This is a genomic window from Streptomyces sp. SP17BM10 (assembly GCF_036322405.1).
Taxonomy (GTDB): domain Bacteria; phylum Actinomycetota; class Actinomycetes; order Streptomycetales; family Streptomycetaceae; genus Kitasatospora.
The window spans coordinates 41101-62503 of the sequence record NZ_JAQYXB010000556.1; the positions used below are offsets into that span (position 1 = coordinate 41101).

The following is a 21403-nucleotide window of genomic DNA, read 5'->3' on the forward strand; positions in this document are numbered from 1 at the left end:
AGCACGCCGACAGCCGCGGCAGCGGAAGCGACCAGCAAGCAGAACACCGCGAGAACAGCCCAGAGCCCACCCCGAGCCCAGGACAGGCAGCCGTGCGCGACCAGCTCAACACCGAGGCCGGACAGCCGCCTGCCCTCCCCCAGCCGCGCAGCGCACCCGCGGTGGCCGGCCGTGACGACGTGGCCGGGCGCCTCGGCTGGCTCGACTCGGCGACCCGTCGGATCAACAGCGCCCTCGACCTCGCCGCGACGCTGCGCAACATCGGCCGGGTGCTGGTCCCGGCCCTCGCGGACGCCGCCGTCGTCCACCTGCGCGACCCGCTGCCCAACGTCGAGCGCGAACCCGGCTTCCCCGACGAGCTGCGGATCCACTACAGCACCGGCACCCGGATCGGGCGCCGCGGCCGCCCGAGCGGCGCGGAGGACCGTCGGCGCTCCCGCTGGGGCACCCGCTCGAACGCCGACGGCGGCCCCGCCACCCCGGTGACCCGCGGCGGCGCCCTCGCCCACGCCCTGCTCAGCCGCCGCCCCGCCGAGGCCGCCGTGATCGGCACGCCCGCCGCCGAGCGCACCGAGTCGCTGCTGCGCGAGCTGTACGGCGCCCGAGGGCTGGCCCGGCTCGGCGAGGGCACGTCCGTCCTCGCGCTGCCGCTGCGCGGGCGCAAGGCCGTGCTCGGTCTGCTGGTGCTGATCCGCCGGCCCCCCGAACGCACCGGCCGCCCGGCGTTCGACGCCGCCGACACCGCGACCGCGGCCCACCTCGCCACCCAGGCCGGACTGGCCGTCGACACCGCCCTGCGGTACGCCCGCGAGTGGGAGATAGCCAACGAACTCCAGCGCAGCATGCTGCCGTTGCGCCTCCCGCAGCCGCACGGCGTGCGCCTCGCCCAGCGCTACCTGCCCGGCGAGCGCGGCGCCCAGGTCGGCGGCGACTGGTACGACGCCGTGCCGCTGCCCGGCAACCGGGTCGCCCTGATCGTCGGCGACGTGATGGGCCACTCGCTCACCTCGGCCGCCATCATGGGCCAGCTCCGCACCAGCGCGCAGACCCTGGCCGCGCTCGACCTGCCGCCCCACGAGGTGCTCTACCACCTCGACGAACAGGCCCAGCGGCTCGGCCGCGAACAGCACCTGGCCACCTGCGTCTACGCGGTCTACGACCCGATCGCCAACCGTGTGGTGATCGCCAACGCCGGACACGTCCCGCCGGTGCTCGTGCGCCCCGACGGGACGGCCGAACTGGTCGAGCTCGACTCCGGGGCGCCGATCGGCGTCGGCGGGGTCGACTTCAACTCCGTCGAGCTGCCCGCCCCGCCCGGCTCGGCCCTGCTGCTGTTCACCGACGGCCTGGTCGAGACCCGCAGCCGCCCGCTCAGCGACGGCCTCGAACTGCTCCGTGCGAAGATCGCCGGCTCCACCTGGCACGCTCCCGAGCAGCTGTGCCAGGAGGCGCTGCGGATCCTGCCGCCGGGCGACCGCGGCGACGACATCGCCCTGCTCGGCGCGTGCTTCGACGGCATCCCGGCCGGGGACGTCGCGCACTGGTACCTCCAGCCGCGCAACGAGACGCCGGGCCGGGCCCGCCGGCTGGCCGCGCACACGCTGCGCCGCTGGGGCCTCGGTGAGCTCAGCGAGGCGACCGAACTGATGGTCAGCGAGCTCGTCACCAACGCCGTCCAGCACGCGACCCGGCCGGTCACCCTGAGCCTGGTGCGCACCACCCGGCTGCGCTGCGAGGTCGGCGACGACAGTCCTCTGCTGCCCCGCCCCCGCCGGACCGGCCCCGAGGACGAACGGGGGCGCGGGCTGCAGATAGTGGCCCGCTGCGCCGACCGTTGGGGCGCGACCCGGCTGGGCACCGGCAAGGTGGTCTGGTTCGAGCAGCGACTGCCGCAGTAGCGCGCCTGCCGGAACACCCGTGCAGTAGTCACCCGTGCAGCGACGCCCGTGCAGCAACGCCCCTGACGACGGCGGTGCCCGGCGGGATCTCCTCCCGCCGGGCACCGCTCGTGGGGCCGGTCAGACGCCGGCCGGCTGCTTCGCCGCCCCCGGCTCCCGCTCCTGTTCCCGCTCCAGACGCGCGATCAGCTGCTCGCCCTCCATGTCCACCCTGGGCACGAGCTTCTCCAGCTTCTTCGGGAACCACCACGCGGCCTTGCCGAACAACGCCATCGCGGCCGGCACCAGCGCCATCCGCACCACGAAGGCGTCCACCAGCACGCCCACCGCGAGGGCGAAGCCGATCGGCTGGACGATCGGGTCGTGGCCGAAGACGAACGAGCCGAACACCGCCACCATGATCAGCGCGGCCGCCGTCACCACCCGGGCACCGCCCCGCACCCCGGCCACCACGGCCTCGCGCGGCGCCATGCCGTGCACGTGCTGCTCCTTCATCCCGGAGACCAGGAACAGCTCGTAGTCCATCGCCAGCCCGAACAGCACCCCGATCAGCAGGATCGGCACGAAGCTCACCACCGGGCCGACCTTCGGCACGTCGATCAGGCCGTCCAGCCAGCCCCACTGGTAGACCGCGACCACCGCGCCGAGCGAGGCCGTGATGCTGAGCAGGAACCCGGCCACCGCCTTGAGCGGGACGAGCACCGAGCGGAACGCCAGCGCCAGCAGCACCGTCGCGATGCCGACGATGACCGCGAGGAAGGGCGGCAGCGCCTGGCCGAGCTTGGTGGAGACGTCGATGTTGGCGGCCGTGGTGCCGGTGACGGCGATGCCGGCCCCCGTCGAGGCCTTCAACTCCGCGCGCTGGTCGCGGATCTCGTTGACGAGCGACTTGGTGGCCTCGTCGTCGGGCCCGGTCCGCGGGATGACGGTCAGCAGGGCCGTCCCGCCGGCCTGGTCGACGGCCGGCGGCAGCAGCGTCCGCACGCCCTTCAGCGTCTGCAGCTCCGCCGCCACGCCCTGCACCGCCCGCTCGGGCTGCGGCGTGCCCTTCGCGTCCACCACGACGACGAGCGGCGCGTTGAACCCGGGCCCGAAGCCCTCGCTCACCAGGTCGTACGCCTTGCGCGCGTCCGTCCCCGCGGCCTGCGAACCACCGCCCGGCAGCCCCAGGTCGAGGCTCGCGGCGGGCACCGCGAGGGCCCCGAGCCCGGCCAGGCCGACGAGCAGGACGGGCAGCGGACGGCGCACGACGAAGCCGGCCCAGCGCTCGCCCATCGTGGTCGTGCCGCCGGTGCGCATGGCCCGCCGCCAGACCGGCAGCCGGTCGATCCGCCGGCCGACGAAGCCGAGCAGCGCGGGCAGCAGCGTGATCGCCACCAGCACGGCCACGACGACGGCGCCGGAGGCGGCGAGGCCCATCACGGTGAGGAACGGGACGCCCGCGACGGCGAGCCCGGCGAGCGCGACGACGACGGTCAGGCCCGCGAACACGACGGCGCTGCCGGCGGTCGCGGTGGCGCGGGCGGCGGCCTCCTCGGGCGCCAGGCCCTCGTCGAGGTGGCGGCGGTGGCGGGAGAGGATGAACAGCGCGTAGTCGATCCCGACCGCGAGGCCGACCATGAGCGCCAGCACCGGCGCGGTGGTGATGATCTCGAACGAGCCGGTGAGCGCGAGCAGTCCGGCCATCGCCGCCCCGACCCCGACCAGTGCGGTGAGCAGCGGCAGCCCGGCGGCGACCAGCGAGCCGAGGGTGATCACCAACACCACGCCGGCCACCGCGAGGCCGATCGCCTCGCCGCCGTCGACCTGGGCCATCCGGTTGTACGCGTCGCCGCCGAAGGCGACGTCCAGCCCGGCCGCGCGGGCCGGTTCGGCGGCGGCCCGCACCGCGTCGCGCTGCCGGTCGGTGATGTCGCCGAGCTTGCGGTCGAAGGAGACCAGCGCGATCGCGACCCTGCCGTCCGGCGAGACCGCGCCGGTGGCGTACGGGTCGGGCGCGGCGGCCACGCCGGGGACGGCGGCGATCCGGTGGACGGCCTCACTGACCGCGCGGCCCGCGTCCGGCGCCTTGATGCCGTCGGCCGCCGGGGCGGCGAAGACGATCTGCGCGGAGCCGTGGCCCTGCTGCGGGAAGGATCCCTTGATCCGGTCGAGGGTCGCCTGCGCCTCGGTGCCGGGCACCTTGAACTCGTTGCTGGTCTTGCCCGCGAACGCCCCGGCGGCACCGCCGACGGCGATCAGCACGGCGATCCAGACGGCCAGGACGGCCCGCCTGCGCCTGAAGCAGGCGCGGCCCAATCGGTAGAGGTAGGTGGCCATGGCTGACCCTTCGGTCCGTCGTCGGGCAGGCGGGTGCCTGACCAGGTCTCGGACCCACCGTACGCTCGACTTTGTCGGATGACAAAGTCGAGCGACGCGAGCGGGCGACAGATTCGTTCGACGCAGTTGTCCGACCATGGCGATACCCTGGCTGGATGGCACACGTCCCCGCCGCAGAACGGCGGCCCCAGCTGGTGCAGGCAGCCCTCGAGCTGATGAGCCGCGAGGGCATCGCGGCCGGCAGCACCCGGGCGATCGCGGCCGAGCTCGGCGTGGCCCAGGCGACGGTGCACTACACCTTCGGCACCAAGAAGGACCTCTACCGAGCCGTCGTCGAGCAGCTGACTGCCGACTTCATCGGTCAGGTCCGGGCGGCGTCCCCCGGTGACGGCCCGTTCGGCGAGCAGGTCCGCACGCTCGTGCACGCGCTCTGGGACGCCGCCACCGGCGAGGAGGGGCGCTGCGTGCTGCTCAGCGAGTTCGGCTCGCTGGCGATGCGCGACGCCGACCTGCAGGAGATCATGCTCGCGCTCCAGCGCGAGGTCGAGGGAACGGCGACCGAGATGCTCACCGCCCTGGCGGCGGCGCACGGGCTGACCCTGCCGATGCCGGCGCGCGAGATCGCCGTCCACTTCCTCAGCGGCTTCGACGGCCTGACGGCGCGCTACCTCGCACTGGGCGCCGACCCCGCCGCCGAGCCGGAGGCGGACACCGTGCGGGCGCTCGACCTGCTGGTCGCGACGACCGTCGGGCTCTGCCTGGGGGCGCCGGCGGAGATCCCCCGCTGACTCACGCCCCTCTGGGTCACGCCCCGCCCGTCACGCCTGACCGGGTCACGCCCTACTCGACGATCCGGACCGGGAGTTCGACGAGGACCTCGCGCAGCGACGCGGCGAAGCGGTCGTACTCGGCGCTGCGGGCCGAGCCCGGGCGGGTGGCCAGGCCGATGCGGCGGCCGGGCGCGGGGGCGGCGAAGCGGACGGCGGCGAGCCGGTCGGCGCGGCCGGCCTCGACGTCCAGGGCGGTCGCGGGCAGCAGCGTCACCCCGAGTCCACCGGCGACGAGTTGGACCAGCGTGGACAGGCCGGCCGCCCGGGTGGTCGACCCGGCCGGGTCGGCGCCGACCTCGCGGCAGATGTCGAGGGCCTGGTCGCGCAGGCAGTGGCCCTCCTCCAGCAGCAGCACGTCCAGGTCGAGCAGCACGTCGCGCGGGACGTCGATCCGCCCGGCGAGCGGGTGCCCGGGCGGGGTCAGCAGCACGAAGTCCTCGTCGAACAGCGGGATGTCCCGGGTCGGCGAGGTGCCGCCCGCCGGCAGCGCGAGCAGCAGGACGTCCAGCCGCCCGGCGGCCAGCCCCTCCAGCAGGGAGGGCGTGCGTTCCTCGTGGACGTGCAGCTCCAGCTCGGGGAAGCGGTCGCGGACCAGCCGCAGGACGGCGGGCAGCAGGTAGGGTGCCACGGTCGGGATGACCCCGAGGTGCAGCGGCCCGGTGAACGGGCGGCGCGCGGCCTCGACCTCCTCCGTCAGCGCCTGGAGCGAGGCGAGCACCCGGCGGGCGTGCGCGTGCACCCGCTCCCCCAGTGGCGTCACGATCACCTTTCGGGTCGTACGCTCGATGAGCTGGGCACCCAGCGACTCCTCCAGTGCCGCGACCGCCCCGGAGAGCGCCGGCTGGCTGGTGCCGGTGGCGGCGGCCGCCTCGCGGAAGTGCCGGTGCTCGGCGACCGCGACGAACGCCCTGAGCTGGGCGACCGTGGGAGTCCGGGGGCTGCGGGCGGGGCCGGGGGTGCCGGCGGACGGGATATTGATAACTCTCTCCGATCAGACACATCGATTGTAGCTATTTCCCTGATCAGTCCACGATGTGGAATCGTGGACCCCTGTCCGCAATCCGGACAACTCCCCGCAGTCTCACTTCAGGAGAAGCGAACGTGCTCACGATCGGTGACAAGTTCCCCGAGTTCGACCTCAAGGCCTGTGTCGACCTCGACGCCGCGAACGCCTTCGCCGACATCAACCACAAGTCCTACGAGGGCAAGTGGAAGATCGTCTTCTTCTGGCCGATGGACTTCACCTTCGTCTGCCCGACCGAGATCGCCGCGTTCGGCAAGCTGAACGACGAGTTCGCCGACCGCGACGCCCAGATCCTGGGTGTCTCGGGCGACTCCGAGTTCGTGCACCACGCCTGGCGCAAGGACCACAAGGACCTGCGCGACCTGCCCTTCCCGATGCTGGCCGACGTCAAGCACGAGCTGATGCAGGCCTGCGGCGTCGAGGGCGCCGACGGCACCGCCCAGCGCGCGGTGTTCATCGTCGACCCGAACAACGAGATCCAGTTCGTCATGGTGACCGCCGGTTCCGTCGGCCGTAACCCGAAGGAGGTCCTGCGCGTGCTGGACGCCCTGCAGACCGACGAGCTGTGCCCCTGCAACTGGAACAAGGGCGAGGACACCCTCGACGCCCAGGCCCTGCTGGCGGGCTGACCCATGGCCCTCGACGACCTGAAGTCCGCCCTCCCGGACTACGCCAAGGACCTCAAGCTCAACCTGGGCTCGGTCATCGGCAACTCCGACCTCCCCGCCCAGCAGCTCTGGGGCACCGTCCTCTCCTGCGCGATGGCCACCCGCAGCCCCGCCGTGCTGCGCGAGCTGGAGCCCGAGGCCAAGGCCAACCTCTCCCCGGAGGCGTACAACGCCGCCAAGGGCGCCGCGGCCGTCATGGGGATGAACAACGTCTACTACCGGACGCTGCACCTGCTCTCCGACAAGGAGTACAGCAGCATGCGGGCCGGTCTGCGGATGAACATCATCGGCACTCCGGGCGTCGAGAAGGTCGACTTCGAGCTCTGGTGCTTCGCCGTCTCGGCCATCAACGGCTGCGGCCAGTGCCTCGACTCGCACGAGGCCGTGCTGCGCAAGGCCGGTGTCGAGCGCGAGGTCATCCAGGCCTCGATGAAGATCGCCGCCGTGCTGCAGGCCGTGGCCGGCGTCCTCGACTCCGAGGCCGCCCTCGCCGCCGTCGACGCCTGACGGACGCACGCACGCGAAGGGCTCTGCCGGACGGTTCGTCCGGCAGGGCCTTTCCGTCGTCTCAGTCGGCGACCGGAGCCGGGGCGGGAGCGGACCCGGGCGCGGCGACCGGCGTCGCCGCCGTGCGCTCGGCGGCCTCGCGGGCGTTCTCCAGCGCGGTGAAGACGGCCTGCCCGGCCTCGTTGCGCTTGCGCAGGTGGGTCACGACGGTGTTGGTGACGGCGATCAGCGGGACCGCCACGACCGCGCCGCCGATGCCGCCGATGATGCCGCCCGCCGCGACGCCGAGCACGACGCCCAGCGGGTGGACCCGCACCGCGCGCCCGAGGATCAGCGGCTGGAGCACGTGGCTCTCGATCTGCATCACCGCGACGAGCACGACCAGCACCATCAACGCCGTCCACGGGCCCTGCGTGACCAGGGCGATCAGGACCGCCGCGGTGCCCGTGACGAGCGCGCCGACCAGCGGCACGAAGGCGCCCAGGAAGATGATCACGGCCAGCGGCATCGCCATCGGCACGCCCAGCAGGTCGATCCCGATGCCGATGCAGACCGCGTCGATGAACGCCACGCACACGGTGCCGCGCACGTACGCGGTGAGCGTCGTCCAGGCCTTCGGCCCGGCGCCCGCCATCGCGAAGCGGGAGTGCCGGGGCAGTCCGCGCAGGGCCCAGTTCCAGATCTTCTGGCCGTCGTAGATGAAGAAGAACGTGGTGAAGAAGGTCATCAGCACCGCGGTCAGCACCTCGACGGCGATCTGCGCGGTGGTGAGCGAGGCCGAGGTGATCTGGTCCGTGTTGGTGGTGATCGCCTTGGTGATCTGGTTGGCGAAGTCGGTGATCTGCTGCTGGGTCAGGTGCAGCGGGCCCTCGATCAGCCAGTCCCGCAGCTGGATGACACCCTTCTGGACCTGGCTGGTGACGTCCGACAGGTTCGTGCTGACCTGCCAGACCACGAACCAGCCGACCAGCCCTATCCCGGCCAGCCCGCCCAGGAACACCCCGACGGCCGCGAGCGAGCGCGGCACGCCGTGGCGGCGCAGCCAGGAGACCGAGGGCTCCAGCAGCGCCGAGATCAGCAGCGAGGCCAGCACCGAGAAGGCGACCAGCCGCAGCATGTCGACGACGTAGAAGACGACGTAGAGCGCGGCGCCGAGCAGCAGCAGCCGCCACGTGGACTCCGCGGCCACCCGCAGGCCCCACGGAACGGCCTCCACCGGCGTCGCGGGCCGACCGGGGTGGTACTCCCGAGGGTGTGCGAACTGGGCGCCCGGCGCGACCGGCGCGGGCCCGGCCGGTTCCACCGGGGCGGGCGGCGCCTGCGCGACGGGAGTGGAGTCGGTGCGCGGGACGGGCAGCGGCCCGGCCGCGTCGGCCGCGGCCGGTGCGGCTGCGGCCGGCGCGCCGGATACGCCCGGTGCGTCGGCCGGGTCGGTCGCCGGGAGGGCGCCCGGGAGCGCGACGGCGTCGTGCGGATCGGCCGCCATCGCGGCACGCCGGCGCCGTTCGATCACGGCGGCCGCGCTCGCCACCACGGCCATGCCCTTGGCCACGGCCTTGAAGGCCTTCCCGCCCCGCGCCATCCTCGCTACCACCGCTCCCGTGCCGGTCCGCCGTCGCCCGGCGGTACGCCGTGCGTCACGCCACGGCCGTCAGGGATGACGCTACCCGCCCGGAACGGAACGAGTCCGGCCGCCCGGCGGGTTCGGCCCGGCGGGATCCGGTTCGAACGCACCGGCCTGGCGGGCGAAAACCCTCAAAAGGGAACGAAACGTGATGTTTCGGATGCGCGACGATGGGCAAGAGCGGAGCGAGACCCCGTAGCCGGAGCGGCCCCAGCCATCCGCCGGCGGACCGGCCGGTGCGGGAAGCAAACCAGGACCCCTTCCCGCGCCCCGCGTCCGCACCCAGGACCGCCCCGCCCGCGAGCGCGTTGGTCAGCGCGGCCGGGCGGCGCGGCCCGCCCGCCCCGGCGGGGTCGGGAACGACACGGCCCCCGGGCGCTCAGCGGGTGAGCGGCCGGGGGCCGTGACCAATGCGTGGAGTCCGCCGGGGCGGGGTGGCTCCTAGTACCAGCTGTGGGCCTGCCAGAACGACCAGGCGCCGCAGGGGCTGCCGTAGCGGCTGTTCATGTAGCTGAGGCCCCACTGGATCTGGGTCGCCGGGTTGGTGCGCCAGTCGGCACCGGCCGAGGCCATCTTGGAGCCGGGCAGCGCCTGGACCAGGCCGTAGGCACCGGAGCTCTTGTTGGTCGCGGTGTAGTCCCAGCCGCTCTCGCGCTTCACGATCTGGCTGAAGCACTGGAACTGGGTGTCGTTGCCGACGATCTGCCGCGCGATGTCCTGCACCGAGCCCGGACTGACCGAGACCGGCGGCGCGCTGTTGTCCGTGGCGGCCAGGGCCGAGCGGGCCTTGGAGCGGTTGGCGGCCTCGTCGGCCTGCCGCTTCGCCTGGGCGTCCGCGGCTGCCTTGGCGGCGGCGTCGGCCTTGGCCTGCGCGTCCGCCTTCGCCTGGGCGTCGGCGGCGGCCTTCTGGCGCGCGGCCTCCTCGGCGGCCTTCTGCTCCGCGGCGGCCTTGGCGGCAGCCTCGGCGGAGGCCTGCTGGGCGGACGCCTGCTGGCCGATGTTGTCGCTGACGACCTGCGCCTGGGAGCCGGAGGGGACTTCGGCGAGCAGGGTGGCGCCGGCGACGTCGACCGTCTGCGTGGTCTTGCCCTCGCTACCCGAGGCCACACCCACGACGGCACCGACGGCGGTGACGGCGGTGGCGGAGGCCACAGCAACTCCCCGGACCGAGATCCGAGTCACATGGTTTCCTTCCAGCATCGCCCACGCGTGACCGTGCGGACGCAACATGCCCCTTGGCACGGACCTCCGCAGATGCTCTGGTCACGGGAGGTGCTGGCCCGACGTCCGGCCGAGGTGAGGCGACCGGGCGTTTGGATCGGGCGGCGTACGGCTCATCGGTTTTCAATTGTGCTTCCGCCAACCGGAGTTGGCGGACCTTCCGGGCCGGATTCCGGTCTCCCGGAAGCCCTGCCGCGCCGTACGCGGGGCCTGACAGAACCCTCACCATGCCGCACCGGGCACGTTCGACGCAATTCCCGCCCGCGTGGCGCATGTCACATTCACCGCACGGGAGTTCCCCGGACAGACAGGTACCCGATGTGATGAAACGGACGGGGCCCGCTCCGTCAGGAACGGGCCCCACGTGCAAAGTTCACCGAATTGTCCGACTATGTCCGGTCAGGTGTGGATCACGGGTGAATGTCCTCCAACATTTCCGTGACCAGAGCCGCGATCGGCGAACGCTCCGAGCGGGTCAGGGTGATGTGCGCGAACAGCGGATGCCCCTTCAGCTTCTCCACCACCGCCACCACACCGTCGTACCGGCCCACCCGGAGGTTGTCCCGCTGCGCCACGTCGTGGGTGAGCACCACCCGCGAGCCCTGGCCGATCCGGGACAGCACCGTCAGCAGGACGTTGCGCTCCAGCGACTGCGCCTCGTCCACGATCACGAAGGCGTCGTGCAGCGAGCGCCCCCGGATGTGGGTGAGCGGCAGGACCTCCAGCATCCCCCGTGCGATGACCTCCTCGATCACGTCCGGAGTGGTGACGGCGGAGAGGGTGTCGAAGACCGCCTGCGCCCAGGGGCTCATCTTCTCCGTCTCGGAGCCCGGCAGGTAGCCGAGTTCCTGCCCGCCGACCGCGTACAGCGGCCGGAAGACCATCACCTTGCGATGCTGCCTCCGCTCCAGCACCGCCTCCAGCCCCGCGCACAGCGCCAGCGCGGACTTGCCCGTGCCGGCCCGGCCGCCCATCGAGACGATGCCGACGTCCGGGTCGAGCAGCAGGTCCAGCGCGACCCGCTGTTCGGCGCTGCGCCCGCGCAGGCCGAACGCCTCCCGCTCGCCGCGCACCAGGCGGACCCGGCCGTCACCGGTCACCCGGCCGAGCGCGCGGCCGCGCTCCGAGGTGAGCACCAGTCCGGTGTGGACGGGCAGCTCGGCGGCCCCCTCGACGTCCACCGCGGCGTCGTGGCCGGCCGCGAACAGCGCGTCCACGTCGTCGGCCGCGACGTGGAGCTCGGCCATGCCCGTCCAGCCGGAGGTGATCGCGAGCTCGGCCCGGTACTCCTCGGCGAGCAGGCCCACCGAGCTGGCCTTGATCCGCAGCGGCAGGTCCTTGGACACGACGGTGACGTCGTAGCCCTCGGCCTGCAGGTTGCGGGCGACCGCGAGGATCCGGGTGTCCGCCTCGCCGCCCCCGGCGCGGTAGCCGGCCGGGAGTATCGACAGGTCGGAGTGGTTGAGCTCGACCCTGATGGTCCCGCCGAGCTCGCCGACCGGGATCGGCTCGTCGAGCCGGCCGTGGCGGATGCGGAAGTCGTCGAGCAGGCGCAGCGCCTGGCGGGCGAAGTAGCCGAGCTCGGGGTGGTGCCGCTTGGCCTCCAGCTCGGTGACGACGACCACCGGGAGGACGACCTCGTGCTCCTCGAAGCGGGTCATGGCGAGAGGGTCCGCCAGGAGCACGCTGGTGTCGAGAACGTACGTGCGCCGGTCTGGTGTCCGGCGGCTCTTGGAACTGACCACTAGGCCTCCAGAGCGGATGACCCTGCGTCACCCGCGGCAAGCCGGCCCCGCTGCCCCGATGGCCCCGGGACCGGACTGACTGGAGTATTCCCAGGCGAGGGGCGGTGCATTCGCGTCCTCGGCGAACTGACGGATCATTGCCGGTGAACGTTTGGCCTCGCGCGGCGACCGGGTAGGCCACCCCTACGGGGGGTCAGTCGCAGGGCGCCGGGGCTACAGCCCCAGGCGCCGGTGCCGCTGCTCGAACGCGCGCAGCGCCCGCAGGAAGTCGACCTTGCGGAAGGCCGGCCAGTACGCCTCGCAGAAGTAGAACTCGCTGTGCGCGCTCTGCCAGAGCAGGAATCCGGACAGCCGCTGCTCGCCCGAGGTCCGGATGATCAGGTCCGGGTCGGGCTGGTTGCGGGTGTAGAGGTGCTCGGCGATGTGCTCCGGGTCCAGGATCCCGGCCAGTTCCTCGATCGAGGTGCCGCGCTCGGCGTGCTCCTGGAGCAGCGAGCGGACGGCGTCGGCGATCTCGTGCCGACCGCCGTAGCCGACGGCGACGTTGACGGTGATGCCCTCGATCCCGGCGGTCTCCTCGGCGGCCCGCTTGAGCACGTCGGCGGTGTGCTGCGGGAGCAGGTCCAGCGCGCCGACCGGGTGCACCTTCCAGCGGCGGGCGGCGGCGAGACCGGTGACGGCGTCCTCGATGATCCCGAGCAGCGGGACGAGTTCGTCGGCGGGCCGGTCGAGGTTGTCGGTGGAGAGCATCCAGAGGGTGACGACCTTGACGTTGGTCTCGTCGCACCAGCCGAGGAACTCGCTGATCTTGTCGGCGCCGCGCTGGTGGCCGTACGCGGTGGAGCCGCCGGCGGCCTTGGCCCAGCGGCGGTTGCCGTCGAGGATCACGCCGATGTGGTTGGGGGTGCGGGCGAGGTGGACCTCGACCCGGCGGCCGTAGAGCCCGTACGCACCGTGCAGCAGGGTGCGCAGCCCCGGCGTGCGTTCCACGACATCGCGCAGACCCATGTTGTCGGCCCCTCCGTACTCATTTCGGCGGGTGCGTCACCACCCCGGCGCAGCCTACTCCGGCGCGCGGGCGACCGGGAAAGCCGCAGGTAGCGGTCTGGTCACGGTCCTGTACGAAGTCTGTCGCGGCGAGCGCGGCGAGCGCGGCGCGGACCGGGGGGCGGGGCCGACGGCGACGGCCACGGAACGGTCTCCGGTTCCTTAAGGAAACCGTAAGCCGACGTTCCGGTGCTTGACGCCCGGCAATGGTCTAGTCCAGCTTTTGATCCGGGACGGAACGAGATCGACGCGACGGTCCCGGTCCCTCCCCTTCCAGCATGCTCGCGGACCTCCCCTCCCCCACACGCGGCCGCCGCGACCCCCACCGCGGCGGCCGCTCCTTCCCCAGGAGCGTCACCCCATGGCCCGTACGCCGAACCAGCCCGCGCACAAGCGCCGGCGCACCCCCCTCCCGGCCGTCGCCGCCGGTGCGACCGCCCTCGCGCTGGCCGGCACCGGCCTCGCGCTCTTCGCCGGCGGCGCGAGCGCGGCCGTCGGACAGCTCGCCGCCAACGGCGGTTTCGAGAACGGGCTGGCCGGCTGGACCTGCACCGCCACCGCCACCGCCGCCACCTCCCCGGTCCACTCCGGCAGCGCCGCGCTCCAGGCCACGCCGGGCGCGGCGGACACCGCCGAGTGCACCCAGACCGTCAGCGTGCTGCCCGACACGAGCTACTCGCTGAGCGCGTGGGTCCAGGGCCCGTACGTCTACCTCGGCGCGCGCGGCACCGGCGCCACCGACCCGAGCGTGTGGTCGAACCAGAGCAGCTGGAACCAGCTGGCCACCACCTTCACCACCGGCCCGAACGCCACCAGCATCACGCTCTACCTGCACGGCTGGTACGGCCAGGCCGCCTACCTCGCCGACGACGTGAGCCTGACGGGCCCGGGCGGCACCCCGGCGCCGAGCCCGACCGCGACGGCCACCGCGACGCCGACGCCGACCCGGAGCCCCACCCCGACGGCCACGCCGACCCCCACGACCACGCCGACCGCCACCGCGACCCCGACCGCCCCGCCGACCACGCCGCCGGCGACCGGTCTGCCCGCGCACGCCGTCACCGGGTACTGGCAGAACTTCGACAACGGCTCGACGCCGCAGCGCCTGGCCGACGTCCAGAGCGCCTACGACATCATCGCGGTCTCCTTCGCCGACGCCGTGCCGACCCGGACCGGCGCGATCGGCTTCACGCTGGACCCGGGCCTGTCGAAGGCCCTCGGTGGCTACACCGACGCGCAGTTCCGCGCCGACATCAAGGCCAAGCAGGCGGCCGGCAAGAAGGTCGTCCTCTCCATCGGCGGCCAGAACGGCGCGATCAACGTCGGCGACGCCACGGCCGGCGCCGCGTTCGCCGACAGTGCCGCCGCGATCCTCAAGGACTACGGCTTCGACGGCATCGACGTCGACCTGGAGAACGGCGTCCAGCCCGGCCCGCTCGGCGACGCGCTGCACGCCCTGCAGGCCAAGGTCGGCCCCGGCTTCGTCCTGACGATGGCGCCCGAGACGATCGGGATGTACAGCACCGCCGGCGCCTACTTCCAGCTGGCGCTCGGCACCAAGGACATCCTGACCGTCGTCAACACCCAGTTCTACAACTCGGGCGGCATGAACGGCTGCGACGGCAAGGTCTACAACCAGGGCACGATCGACTTCATCACCTCGCAGGTCTGCACCCACATCCAGGGCGGCCTGCGGCCCGACCAGGTCGGCATCGGGGTCCCGGCCTCGGGCAAGGCGGCCGGCGGCGGCTACGTCGACCCGTCGGTGGTGAACAACGCGCTCGACTGCCTGGCCACCGGCAAGAACTGCGGCAGCTTCGTCCCGCCGGCCACGTGGCCGACCATCCGCGGCGCGATGACCTGGTCCACCAACTGGGACGCCAACAACGGCAACGCGTTCTCCAACGCGGTCGGCCCGTTCGTCCACAGGATGTCGTAACTCCCCCCGGCGCGCGGCTCCTTGAGGGTGGAGCTCGCGCACCGGCGGCGGGGCCCGCAGTACCGGTCGTGGTGCTGCGGGCCCCGTCCGCACGTCCTTTCCGGCGCTCAGCGCACCAGCACCGCCGTCAGCGTCCCGAGCAGCAGGAAGGGGCCCACCGGAATGTCGAGCCCGCGCACCGGACGGCGGCGCGCCAGGGCGGCGCCGGCCCTCAGCACCGCCCACAGGCCGGCCAGCAGCACGGTGAAGAACAGCCCGCCGAACGCCGCGCCCCAGCCGTACCAGCCGAGCAGACCGCCCAGCGCGAACGCCAGCGGGGAGTCGCCCGGGCCCATCAGGCCCAGCCAGACCGGCAGTTCGAACAGCGCCCCGGCCGCGAGCGCCACCAAGAGGCAGCGCGCCAGCACCCCAGGCCGGCCCTCGGCCACGGCGGCCACCGCCAGCAGCACGGCGAGCCCGGCGGCCAGCGGCAGCGTCAGCCGGTACGGCAGCCGGCGCACCCGGCCGTCGACGAAGGCGAGCACCACGCCGAGCCCGGCCGCCCAGGCCAGCGCCGCCGCCGGCGAACCGTCCGCCGCGAGCACCACGGCGACGGCGACGGCCGCGGCGGCGGCCTCGACCGTCCACGCGCCGGCGCCCAGCCGTTGCCGGCAGCGCGGGCAGCGCCCGGTCGGCGGCAGCAGCCGCGTCGGTGCCGCGCACGACGGGCAGGTCCGGCACCACGCTTCGCCCTCGGACACGGCGAACCTGGCCACCAGGCCCCGCAGCAGCGGAGCCACCAGAAAACCGGCCGGTACCGCCCCGGCGGCCGCTAGCATCACCGGCGCAACCCCCTCTCGTTCGGCGCCCACATGTCAAAAGCGGGACGCCCGGCGGGCGGGGCCCACCGACCCACATCATCCAACGGGGGAACGACCATGACGAAGACCCGGTTCACAACCCGGGCCGCCCGCGCCGCCGTTCCGGTCGCGGCGCTCGCGCTGCTGTTGACCGCCTGCGGCCCGGACAACGCCGACCCGGTGGCGGGCAGCGGCGCCCCGGCCGCGCCGCCCGCGACCGCGACCCCGGCGCCCACCGCCACCACCGCCCCCTCCGCGGCCACCGGCGCCCCCGCGCCCGCCGGGTCGGGCGCGGCGGTCGCGCCCGGGGACGGCCCGCAGCCGTCGGTCACCGCGGGCGGGAACAACGTCACGCAGGTCAGCTACGACCACCCGCTCGCGCTCGGCGGCACCGGCCGCTACCTCGGCAAGAGCTCGACCGTGGACGCCACGGCCGTCTCGATCACCAAGGGCACCGCGAACGAGATCGCCCCGTTCGGCTTCCTGCCCGACCTCACCGCCGGCAAGACCCCTTACTACGTCAGCATGACGTTCACGAACCGCACCGGGACCGCGCTGGCCCAGGACGCCTACATGATGCGGGTGTGGGTGAAGCCGAAGGACCACTCGGCGGGCGCGCTGCCGGCGCCGACCCTGGAGAAGGCGATCCCGCAGTGCGACACCAAGTCGCTCGTGACGCTCGCGCCCGGCCAGTCGGTGAAGCTGTGTGCCGTCTATCTCGTTCCGAACGAGAACCCGCCGGCGTTCCTCACGTACGGAAACATCCTGGACACCGCGCCCCTGGTTTGGAAGGTCGGCTGACGGCACCTGCCTGCCGATCGAAGGGGCCCTCGCCGGGCCCGGCGGCACGTGTTCCAGGACACGCGCCGCCGGGCCCGGTCGTGGCCCTAAAGTAGGCAGGCATGCAGGTCATCCAGTCCAGCAAGCTCGCCAACGTCTGCTACGACATCCGCGGACCGGTGCTCGACGAGGCGATGCGGTTGGAGGAACAGGGCCACCGCATCCTCAAGCTCAACACCGGGAACCCCGCCGTGTTCGGGTTCGAGGCGCCCCCGGAGATCCTCCAGGACATCCTGCGCAACCTCGGGACCGCGCACGGCTACGGCGACTCCAAGGGCCTCCTGTCCGCCCGCCGCGCCGTCGTCATGCACTACGAGGACCGCGGCCTGCACGGCCTGTCCGTCGACGACGTCTTCCTCGGCAACGGCGTCTCCGAGCTGATCCAGCTCGCCATGACGGCGCTGCTCGACGACGGCGACGAGGTGCTCGTCCCGGCGCCCGACTACCCGCTGTGGACCGCCTCGGTCTCGCTGGCCGGCGGCACCGCCGTGCACTACCGCTGCGACGAGCAGGCCGAGTGGTACCCGGATCTCGCCGACATCGAGGCCAAGGTCACCGACCGGACCCGGGCCATCGTCGTGATCAACCCCAACAACCCGACCGGCGCGGTCTACCCGCGCGAGGTGCTGGAGGGGATCGTCGAGATCGCCCGCCGGCACAAGCTGGTCGTCTACGCGGACGAGATCTACGACAAGATCCTCTACGACGACGCCGAGCACGTGCCGCTGGCCACGCTCGCGCCCGACCTCTTCTGCGTCACCTTCAACGGGCTCTCGAAGTCCTACCGGGTGGCCGGCTTCCGCTCCGGCTGGATGGTCCTGTCCGGCGACCGCACCCGCGCCCACAGCTACATCGAGGGCCTCACCGTGCTCGCCTCGATGCGCCTGTGCGCCAACATGCCGGCCCAGCACGCGGTGGCCGCGGCGCTCGGCGGGCGCCAGTCCATCCGCGACCTCGTCCTGCCCGGCGGCCGGCTGCTCGCCTCGCGCGACGCCGCGTACGAGCTGCTCAACGACATCCCGGGCGTCAGCTGCGTCAAGCCCAAGGGCGCGCTGTACGCCTTCCCCCGGCTGGACCCGAAGGTCTACAAGATCAAGGACGACGCTCAGATGGTGCTCGACCTGCTGCGCTCCCAGCGCATCCTGCTGGTCCAGGGCACCGGCTTCAACTGGCCCGAGCCGGACCACTTCCGCCTCGTCACGCTGCCCCGCGCCGAGGAGATCACCGACGCGGTCACCAGGATCGGCGACTTCCTCAGCGGCTACACCCAGCCGTAGCGGCCGGAGACTTCAGGAGGAAACACTACGGCCGGAGCCTCGGCCCGGACGGTCTCCTTGGTCGGGGAAAGACCGTCCGGCGGGGGGCTCCGGCCGTCCTGCCGCTCGGCCGGTGCGACGTTCGTGCAGCGCACCGGCCGTTGTCACGGCTGAGGCTCAGGCTCAGCCGAGACGCGCGACGAGGCTCTTGTACTCGTCCCACAGCTCCTTCGGGGTGTGCTCCCCGAACATCTCCAGGTGGGCCGGCACGAGCGCGGCCTCCTGGCGCCAGATGTCGGCGTCGACGGTGAAGAGCAGCTCGACGTCCTCCTTGGCCAGGTCCAGGCCGTCCAGGTCGAAGCCCTCGACGGTGGGCAGCACGCCGATCGGGGTCTCGACGCCCTCGCCGGTGCCCTCCAGGCGCTCGACGATCCACTTGAGCACGCGGCTGTTCTCGCCGTAGCCGGGCCAGACGAAGCTGCCCTCGGCGTTCTTGCGGAACCAGTTCACGTAGTAGATCTTCGGCAGCTTGGCCGCGTCCGCCTGCGCGCCGACCTTCAGCCAGTGGGCGAAGTAGTCGCCCATGTTGTAGCCGCAGAACGGCAGCATCGCGAACGGGTCGCGGCGCAGCTCGCCCACGGTGCCCTCGGCGGCGGCGGTCTTCTCGGAGGCGATGTTGGCGCCGAGGAAGACGCCGTGCTGCCAGTCGAAGGACTCCGTCACCAGCGGGACGGCGGTGGCGCGGCGGCCGCCGAACAGGATCGCCGAGATCGGCACGCCCGCCTGGTCCTCCCACTCGGGGGCGATGGTCGGGCACTGCGCGGCCGGGACGGCGAAGCGGGCGTTCGGGTGGGCGGCCGGGGTGCCGGACTCGGGGGTCCAGTCGTTGCCGCGCCAGTCGGTGAGGTGCGCCGGGGGCTCCTCGGTGAGGCCCTCCCACCACACGTCGCCGTCGTCGGTGAGGGCGACGTTGGTGAAGACCGTGTTGCCCCAGAGGGTGTCGATGGCGTTGGCGTTGGTGTCCACGCCGGTGCCGGGGGCGACGCCGAAGAAGCCGGCCTCCGGGTTGATGGCGTAGAGCCGGCCGTCGGCGCCGAAGCGCATCCAGGCGATGTCGTCGCCGATCGTCTCGACCTTCCAGCCCGGGATGGTGGGCTGGAGCATCGCGAGGTTGGTCTTGCCGCAGGCCGACGGGAAGGCCGCGGCCACGTACTTGACCTCGCCGGACGGCGGGGTGAGCTTCAGGATGAGCATGTGCTCGGCGAGCCAGCCCTCGTCGCGGGCCATCGTCGAGGCGATGCGCAGCGCGTAGCACTTCTTGCCGAGCAGGGCGTTGCCGCCGTAGCCCGAGCCGAAGGACCAGATCTCCTTGGTCTCCGGGAAGTGCGAGATGTACTTGGTGCTGTTGCACGGCCACGGCACGTCCGCCTCGCCCTCGGCGAGCGGGGCGCCGACGGTGTGGACGGCCTTGACGAAGTCGCCGTCCTCGCCGAGCTGCTCGAGCACGGCCTTGCCCATGCGGGTCATGACGCGCATCGACACGGCGACGTAGGCGGAGTCGGTGATCTCGACGCCGTAGGCGGCCAGCGGGGAGCCGACCGGGCCCATCGAGAACGGCACGACGTACATCGTGCGGCCCTTCATGGCGCCGCGGAACAGGCCCTGCTCGCCCTGGAAGACCTCGCGCATCTCGGCGGGGGCCTTCCAGTGGTTGGTCGGCCCGGCGTCCTTCTCCTGCTCGGAGCAGATGAAGGTGCGGTCCTCCACGCGCGCCACGTCGGACGGGTCCGAGGCGGCGTAGTAGGAGTTCGGGCGCTTCTCCTCGTTCAGCTTCTTGAAGGTGCCCTGATCCACCAGCAGGTCCGCGAGGCGCTGGTACTCCTCGTCGGAACCGTCGCACCACTCGATGCGGTCCGGCTGGGTGAGCTCAGCGATCTCGCTCACCCACGCCACCAGGCGCTGGTGACGGGTGGGCGCGGATGCGCTGACAGCAGAGATCTCGTACGACACGATCGCTCCGTTTCACGCCATCCCGGCGGGGAGACGGCGTAGCGGGGGTCTGAGGGTGCTTGCAGCGTAGCTCCGGGTCCAAGGCCTGATTGCGGCACACCGGTGAAATTGACGCATCTTTTACTACAGTAAGTATGGTTACTGGCGAGTAACGGGTCACTCCCGTCCGAGACGGAGTGCGCTGCGCCACACTTCAATTGCTCCAAAATGTCGAAGTGTGGCGATCGCCACTTCCTACCTGTCGGTAACCTACGGATCCGTAAGTAGCCGGTAGCATGCTGCGCATGACTGCAGAGCTCGCGCAGGGCGCCAGGAACGCGACGGAGAGCAAACCGAAGTGGCGCGGCTGGTTGCACGCCGGGATGTTCCCCGCCACCGTCGCGGCCGGGATCGTCCTGATCTGTCTGGCCGACTCCACGCCCGCCAAGATCGCGTGCGCCGTCTACTCGGCGAGCGCGTGGCTGCTCTTCGGGGTCAGCGCGGTCTACCACCGCTTCGACTGGGGGCCGCGCGGTGACGCCGTCCTGCGCCGGCTGGACCACGCGAACATCTTCCTGATCATCGCGGGGACCTACACGCCCTTCACGATCCTGCTGCTCAAGGGCGCCGCCCAGCAGGTGCTGCTCTGGGCGGTCTGGGGCGGCGCGCTGGCGGGGATAGCGTTCCGGGTGTTCTGGGTCGGCGCGCCGCGCTGGCTGTACACGCCGGTGTACATCGCGCTGGGCTGGGCCGCGGCGTTCTTCCTGCCCGACTTCCTGCGCACCGGCGGCGTGGCCGTCCTGGTGCTGATGATCGTCGGCGGGGTGCTCTACAGCGTCGGCGGGGTGGTGTACGGCCTCAAGCGGCCCGACCCGTCACCGCGCTGGTTCGGGTTCCACGAGGTCTTCCACGCCTTCACGCTCGGCGCGTTCATCGTGCAGTACGTCGGGGTCTCACTGGTGGCCTACAGCGCGGCCGGATGAGTCCGGCGCGCCACGGCGGGCGGTCGTCCGGTCCACGTCCACGGACCGGGTGACCGCCCGTTCGGCCGTCCAGGGGTGGTCGTGCGACGCCCGCCCCTGCGGGTGGCGCCGGTGCGACGGGCGGCCCGCGCCACCGCGCGGCCCGCGCGCGTCCAGCGCCTCTCGGGCCCGGCGGCAGCGCTCGCAGTGCGCGGCGTTCGGGGTCGCGGCGGACGGGCGGTGGCCGCCGGGCGCGTCCGCCCGGTGCAGCGCCCGCCACCGCCGGGCGACGTACACCATGAGCAGCAGCACCTCGATCCCGGCGACCGCCAGGACCAGCGCGGCGCCGTTGATCAGATAGGCCGCGACCACGGCCAGCGCGGACCCCACCACCACGGCCGCGCCCCACACCTGGGCACCGGCCAGCCTGTCGTCAGTGTCAGCCACTACGGCTCCCCTTTCCCGGCGCCGGGCTCGTGGTCGGCTCCTGCCGCCCCACCCCTTCTCCGCTCTCGGCACGCGTCGGCCAGCACTGACCGATTGCCACATGGTATCTACCGTCAGTCACTCCCAGCTGCCTCCGGACGGCGAACGCCAGATCAACGTTGCGTCAATTCCATGTGCGGGAGCCGCACTTAAAGACCTTGCGGAACGGACCCCGCGGACCGGTGGCTCACCCCCTCCGCGCCGCGGAC

17 protein-coding genes are annotated in these 21403 nt (G+C 72.7%); 8 read left to right on the forward strand and 9 right to left on the reverse strand.

The window, feature by feature from the left end; genetic code table 11:
- Positions 1 to 92: 92 nt before the first annotated feature.
- Positions 93 to 1898, forward strand: a complete 1806-nt coding sequence (locus PUR71_RS14400) for an ATP-binding SpoIIE family protein phosphatase (RefSeq protein ID WP_329927370.1) — start codon at positions 93 to 95, stop codon at positions 1896 to 1898.
- Positions 1899 to 2018: 120 nt separating this feature from the next.
- Here PUR71_RS14400 and PUR71_RS14405 read toward each other — a convergent pair whose 3' ends face one another.
- Positions 2019 to 4217 carry an MMPL family transporter gene (locus PUR71_RS14405; protein WP_329927371.1) on the reverse strand — a complete coding sequence of 733 codons (2199 nt, stop codon included), beginning with the start codon at positions 4215 to 4217 and terminating at the stop codon, positions 2019 to 2021.
- A gap of 155 nt (positions 4218 to 4372) precedes the next feature.
- On the opposite strand from PUR71_RS14405, the gene PUR71_RS14410 reads away from it, so the two are divergent.
- A complete protein-coding gene (locus tag PUR71_RS14410) occupies positions 4373 to 5005 on the forward strand; it encodes a TetR/AcrR family transcriptional regulator (protein WP_329927372.1) in 633 nt (210 codons plus the stop codon).
- A 52-nt stretch (positions 5006 to 5057) separates the two neighbouring features.
- Here PUR71_RS14410 and PUR71_RS14415 read toward each other — a convergent pair whose 3' ends face one another.
- Positions 5058 to 6020, reverse strand: a complete 963-nt coding sequence (locus tag PUR71_RS14415; protein WP_329927411.1) for a LysR substrate-binding domain-containing protein — start codon at positions 6018 to 6020, stop codon at positions 5058 to 5060.
- 128 nt (positions 6021 to 6148) lie between these two features.
- Between PUR71_RS14415 and PUR71_RS14420 the strand changes: the two genes are divergently transcribed.
- Positions 6149 to 6700: a peroxiredoxin gene (locus PUR71_RS14420; RefSeq protein WP_329927373.1), complete on the forward strand. Its 552-nt coding sequence runs from the start codon at positions 6149 to 6151 to the stop codon at positions 6698 to 6700.
- Positions 6701 to 6703: 3 nt separating this feature from the next.
- Positions 6704 to 7246: an alkyl hydroperoxide reductase gene (locus PUR71_RS14425; RefSeq protein WP_329927374.1), complete on the forward strand. Its 543-nt coding sequence runs from the start codon at positions 6704 to 6706 to the stop codon at positions 7244 to 7246.
- A 61-nt stretch (positions 7247 to 7307) separates the two neighbouring features.
- Here the strand turns inward: PUR71_RS14425 and PUR71_RS14430 are convergent, their stop codons facing one another.
- The 4 genes from PUR71_RS14430 to PUR71_RS14445 form a co-directional block, all read right to left on the reverse strand.
- A complete protein-coding gene (locus PUR71_RS14430) occupies positions 7308 to 8828 on the reverse strand; it encodes an AI-2E family transporter (protein WP_329927375.1) in 1521 nt (506 codons plus the stop codon).
- 483 nt (positions 8829 to 9311) lie between these two features.
- Entirely contained in the window at positions 9312 to 10052 is a 741-nt protein-coding gene (locus tag PUR71_RS14435) for a transglycosylase SLT domain-containing protein (protein ID WP_329927376.1), read from the reverse strand.
- A 449-nt stretch (positions 10053 to 10501) separates the two neighbouring features.
- Positions 10502 to 11836 (reverse strand): PhoH family protein, encoded by a 1335-nt coding sequence (locus PUR71_RS14440; RefSeq protein ID WP_329927377.1) that lies wholly within the window; start codon positions 11834 to 11836, stop codon positions 10502 to 10504.
- Positions 11837 to 12049: 213 nt separating this feature from the next.
- Entirely contained in the window at positions 12050 to 12844 is a 795-nt protein-coding gene (locus PUR71_RS14445) for an isoprenyl transferase (RefSeq protein WP_329927378.1), read from the reverse strand.
- A 400-nt stretch (positions 12845 to 13244) separates the two neighbouring features.
- Between PUR71_RS14445 and PUR71_RS14450 the strand changes: the two genes are divergently transcribed.
- A complete protein-coding gene (locus tag PUR71_RS14450; RefSeq protein ID WP_329927379.1) occupies positions 13245 to 14822 on the forward strand; it encodes a chitinase in 1578 nt (525 codons plus the stop codon).
- A gap of 107 nt (positions 14823 to 14929) precedes the next feature.
- On the opposite strand, the gene PUR71_RS14455 is transcribed toward PUR71_RS14450, so the two are convergent.
- On the reverse strand, positions 14930 to 15601 hold the full coding sequence (locus PUR71_RS14455; RefSeq protein WP_329927380.1) for a prepilin peptidase: 672 nt from the start codon (positions 15599 to 15601) through the stop codon (positions 14930 to 14932).
- Between the two features lie 138 nt (positions 15602 to 15739).
- Between PUR71_RS14455 and PUR71_RS14460 the strand changes: the two genes are divergently transcribed.
- Together PUR71_RS14460 and PUR71_RS14465 are read left to right on the forward strand one after the other, a co-directional pair.
- Complete coding sequence (locus PUR71_RS14460; protein WP_329927381.1) at positions 15740 to 16462, forward strand: hypothetical protein; 723 nt, start codon at positions 15740 to 15742, stop codon at positions 16460 to 16462.
- Between the two features lie 101 nt (positions 16463 to 16563).
- Entirely contained in the window at positions 16564 to 17778 is a 1215-nt protein-coding gene (locus tag PUR71_RS14465) for a pyridoxal phosphate-dependent aminotransferase (RefSeq protein ID WP_329927382.1), read from the forward strand.
- A 162-nt stretch (positions 17779 to 17940) separates the two neighbouring features.
- Here PUR71_RS14465 and PUR71_RS14470 read toward each other — a convergent pair whose 3' ends face one another.
- Positions 17941 to 19767: a phosphoenolpyruvate carboxykinase (GTP) gene (locus tag PUR71_RS14470; RefSeq protein WP_329927383.1), complete on the reverse strand. Its 1827-nt coding sequence runs from the start codon at positions 19765 to 19767 to the stop codon at positions 17941 to 17943.
- Between the two features lie 275 nt (positions 19768 to 20042).
- Between PUR71_RS14470 and trhA the strand changes: the two genes are divergently transcribed.
- A complete protein-coding gene (gene trhA / locus PUR71_RS14475) occupies positions 20043 to 20729 on the forward strand; it encodes a PAQR family membrane homeostasis protein TrhA (protein WP_443077445.1) in 687 nt (228 codons plus the stop codon).
- Here the strand turns inward: trhA and PUR71_RS14480 are convergent.
- The gene (locus PUR71_RS14480; protein ID WP_329927385.1) at positions 20700 to 21155 is read right to left on the reverse strand and encodes a hypothetical protein; all 456 of its coding nucleotides are present in this window, start codon (positions 21153 to 21155) and stop codon (positions 20700 to 20702) included. The genes trhA and PUR71_RS14480 overlap by 30 nt on opposite strands.
- Positions 21156 to 21403: the final 248 nt, after the last annotated feature.

What these genes read in the sequence shown, in the direction of transcription:
- PUR71_RS14445 (WP_329927378.1), bottom strand. Translation starts at nt 12,844, where the DNA reads ATGGGTCTGCGCGATGTCGTGGAACGCACGCCGGGGCTGCGCACCCTG.
- PUR71_RS14425 (WP_329927374.1), top strand. Translation starts at nt 6,704, where the DNA reads ATGGCCCTCGACGACCTGAAGTCCGCCCTCCCGGACTACGCCAAGGAC.
- PUR71_RS14460 (WP_329927381.1), top strand. Translation starts at nt 15,740, where the DNA reads ATGACGAAGACCCGGTTCACAACCCGGGCCGCCCGCGCCGCCGTTCCG.
- PUR71_RS14410 (WP_329927372.1), top strand. Translation starts at nt 4,373, where the DNA reads ATGGCACACGTCCCCGCCGCAGAACGGCGGCCCCAGCTGGTGCAGGCA.
- trhA (WP_443077445.1), top strand. Translation starts at nt 20,043, where the DNA reads ATGCTGCGCATGACTGCAGAGCTCGCGCAGGGCGCCAGGAACGCGACG.
- PUR71_RS14430 (WP_329927375.1), bottom strand. Translation starts at nt 8,828, where the DNA reads ATGGCGCGGGGCGGGAAGGCCTTCAAGGCCGTGGCCAAGGGCATGGCC.
- PUR71_RS14450 (WP_329927379.1), top strand. Translation starts at nt 13,245, where the DNA reads ATGGCCCGTACGCCGAACCAGCCCGCGCACAAGCGCCGGCGCACCCCC.
- PUR71_RS14405 (WP_329927371.1), bottom strand. Translation starts at nt 4,217, where the DNA reads ATGGCCACCTACCTCTACCGATTGGGCCGCGCCTGCTTCAGGCGCAGG.
- PUR71_RS14465 (WP_329927382.1), top strand. Translation starts at nt 16,564, where the DNA reads ATGCAGGTCATCCAGTCCAGCAAGCTCGCCAACGTCTGCTACGACATC.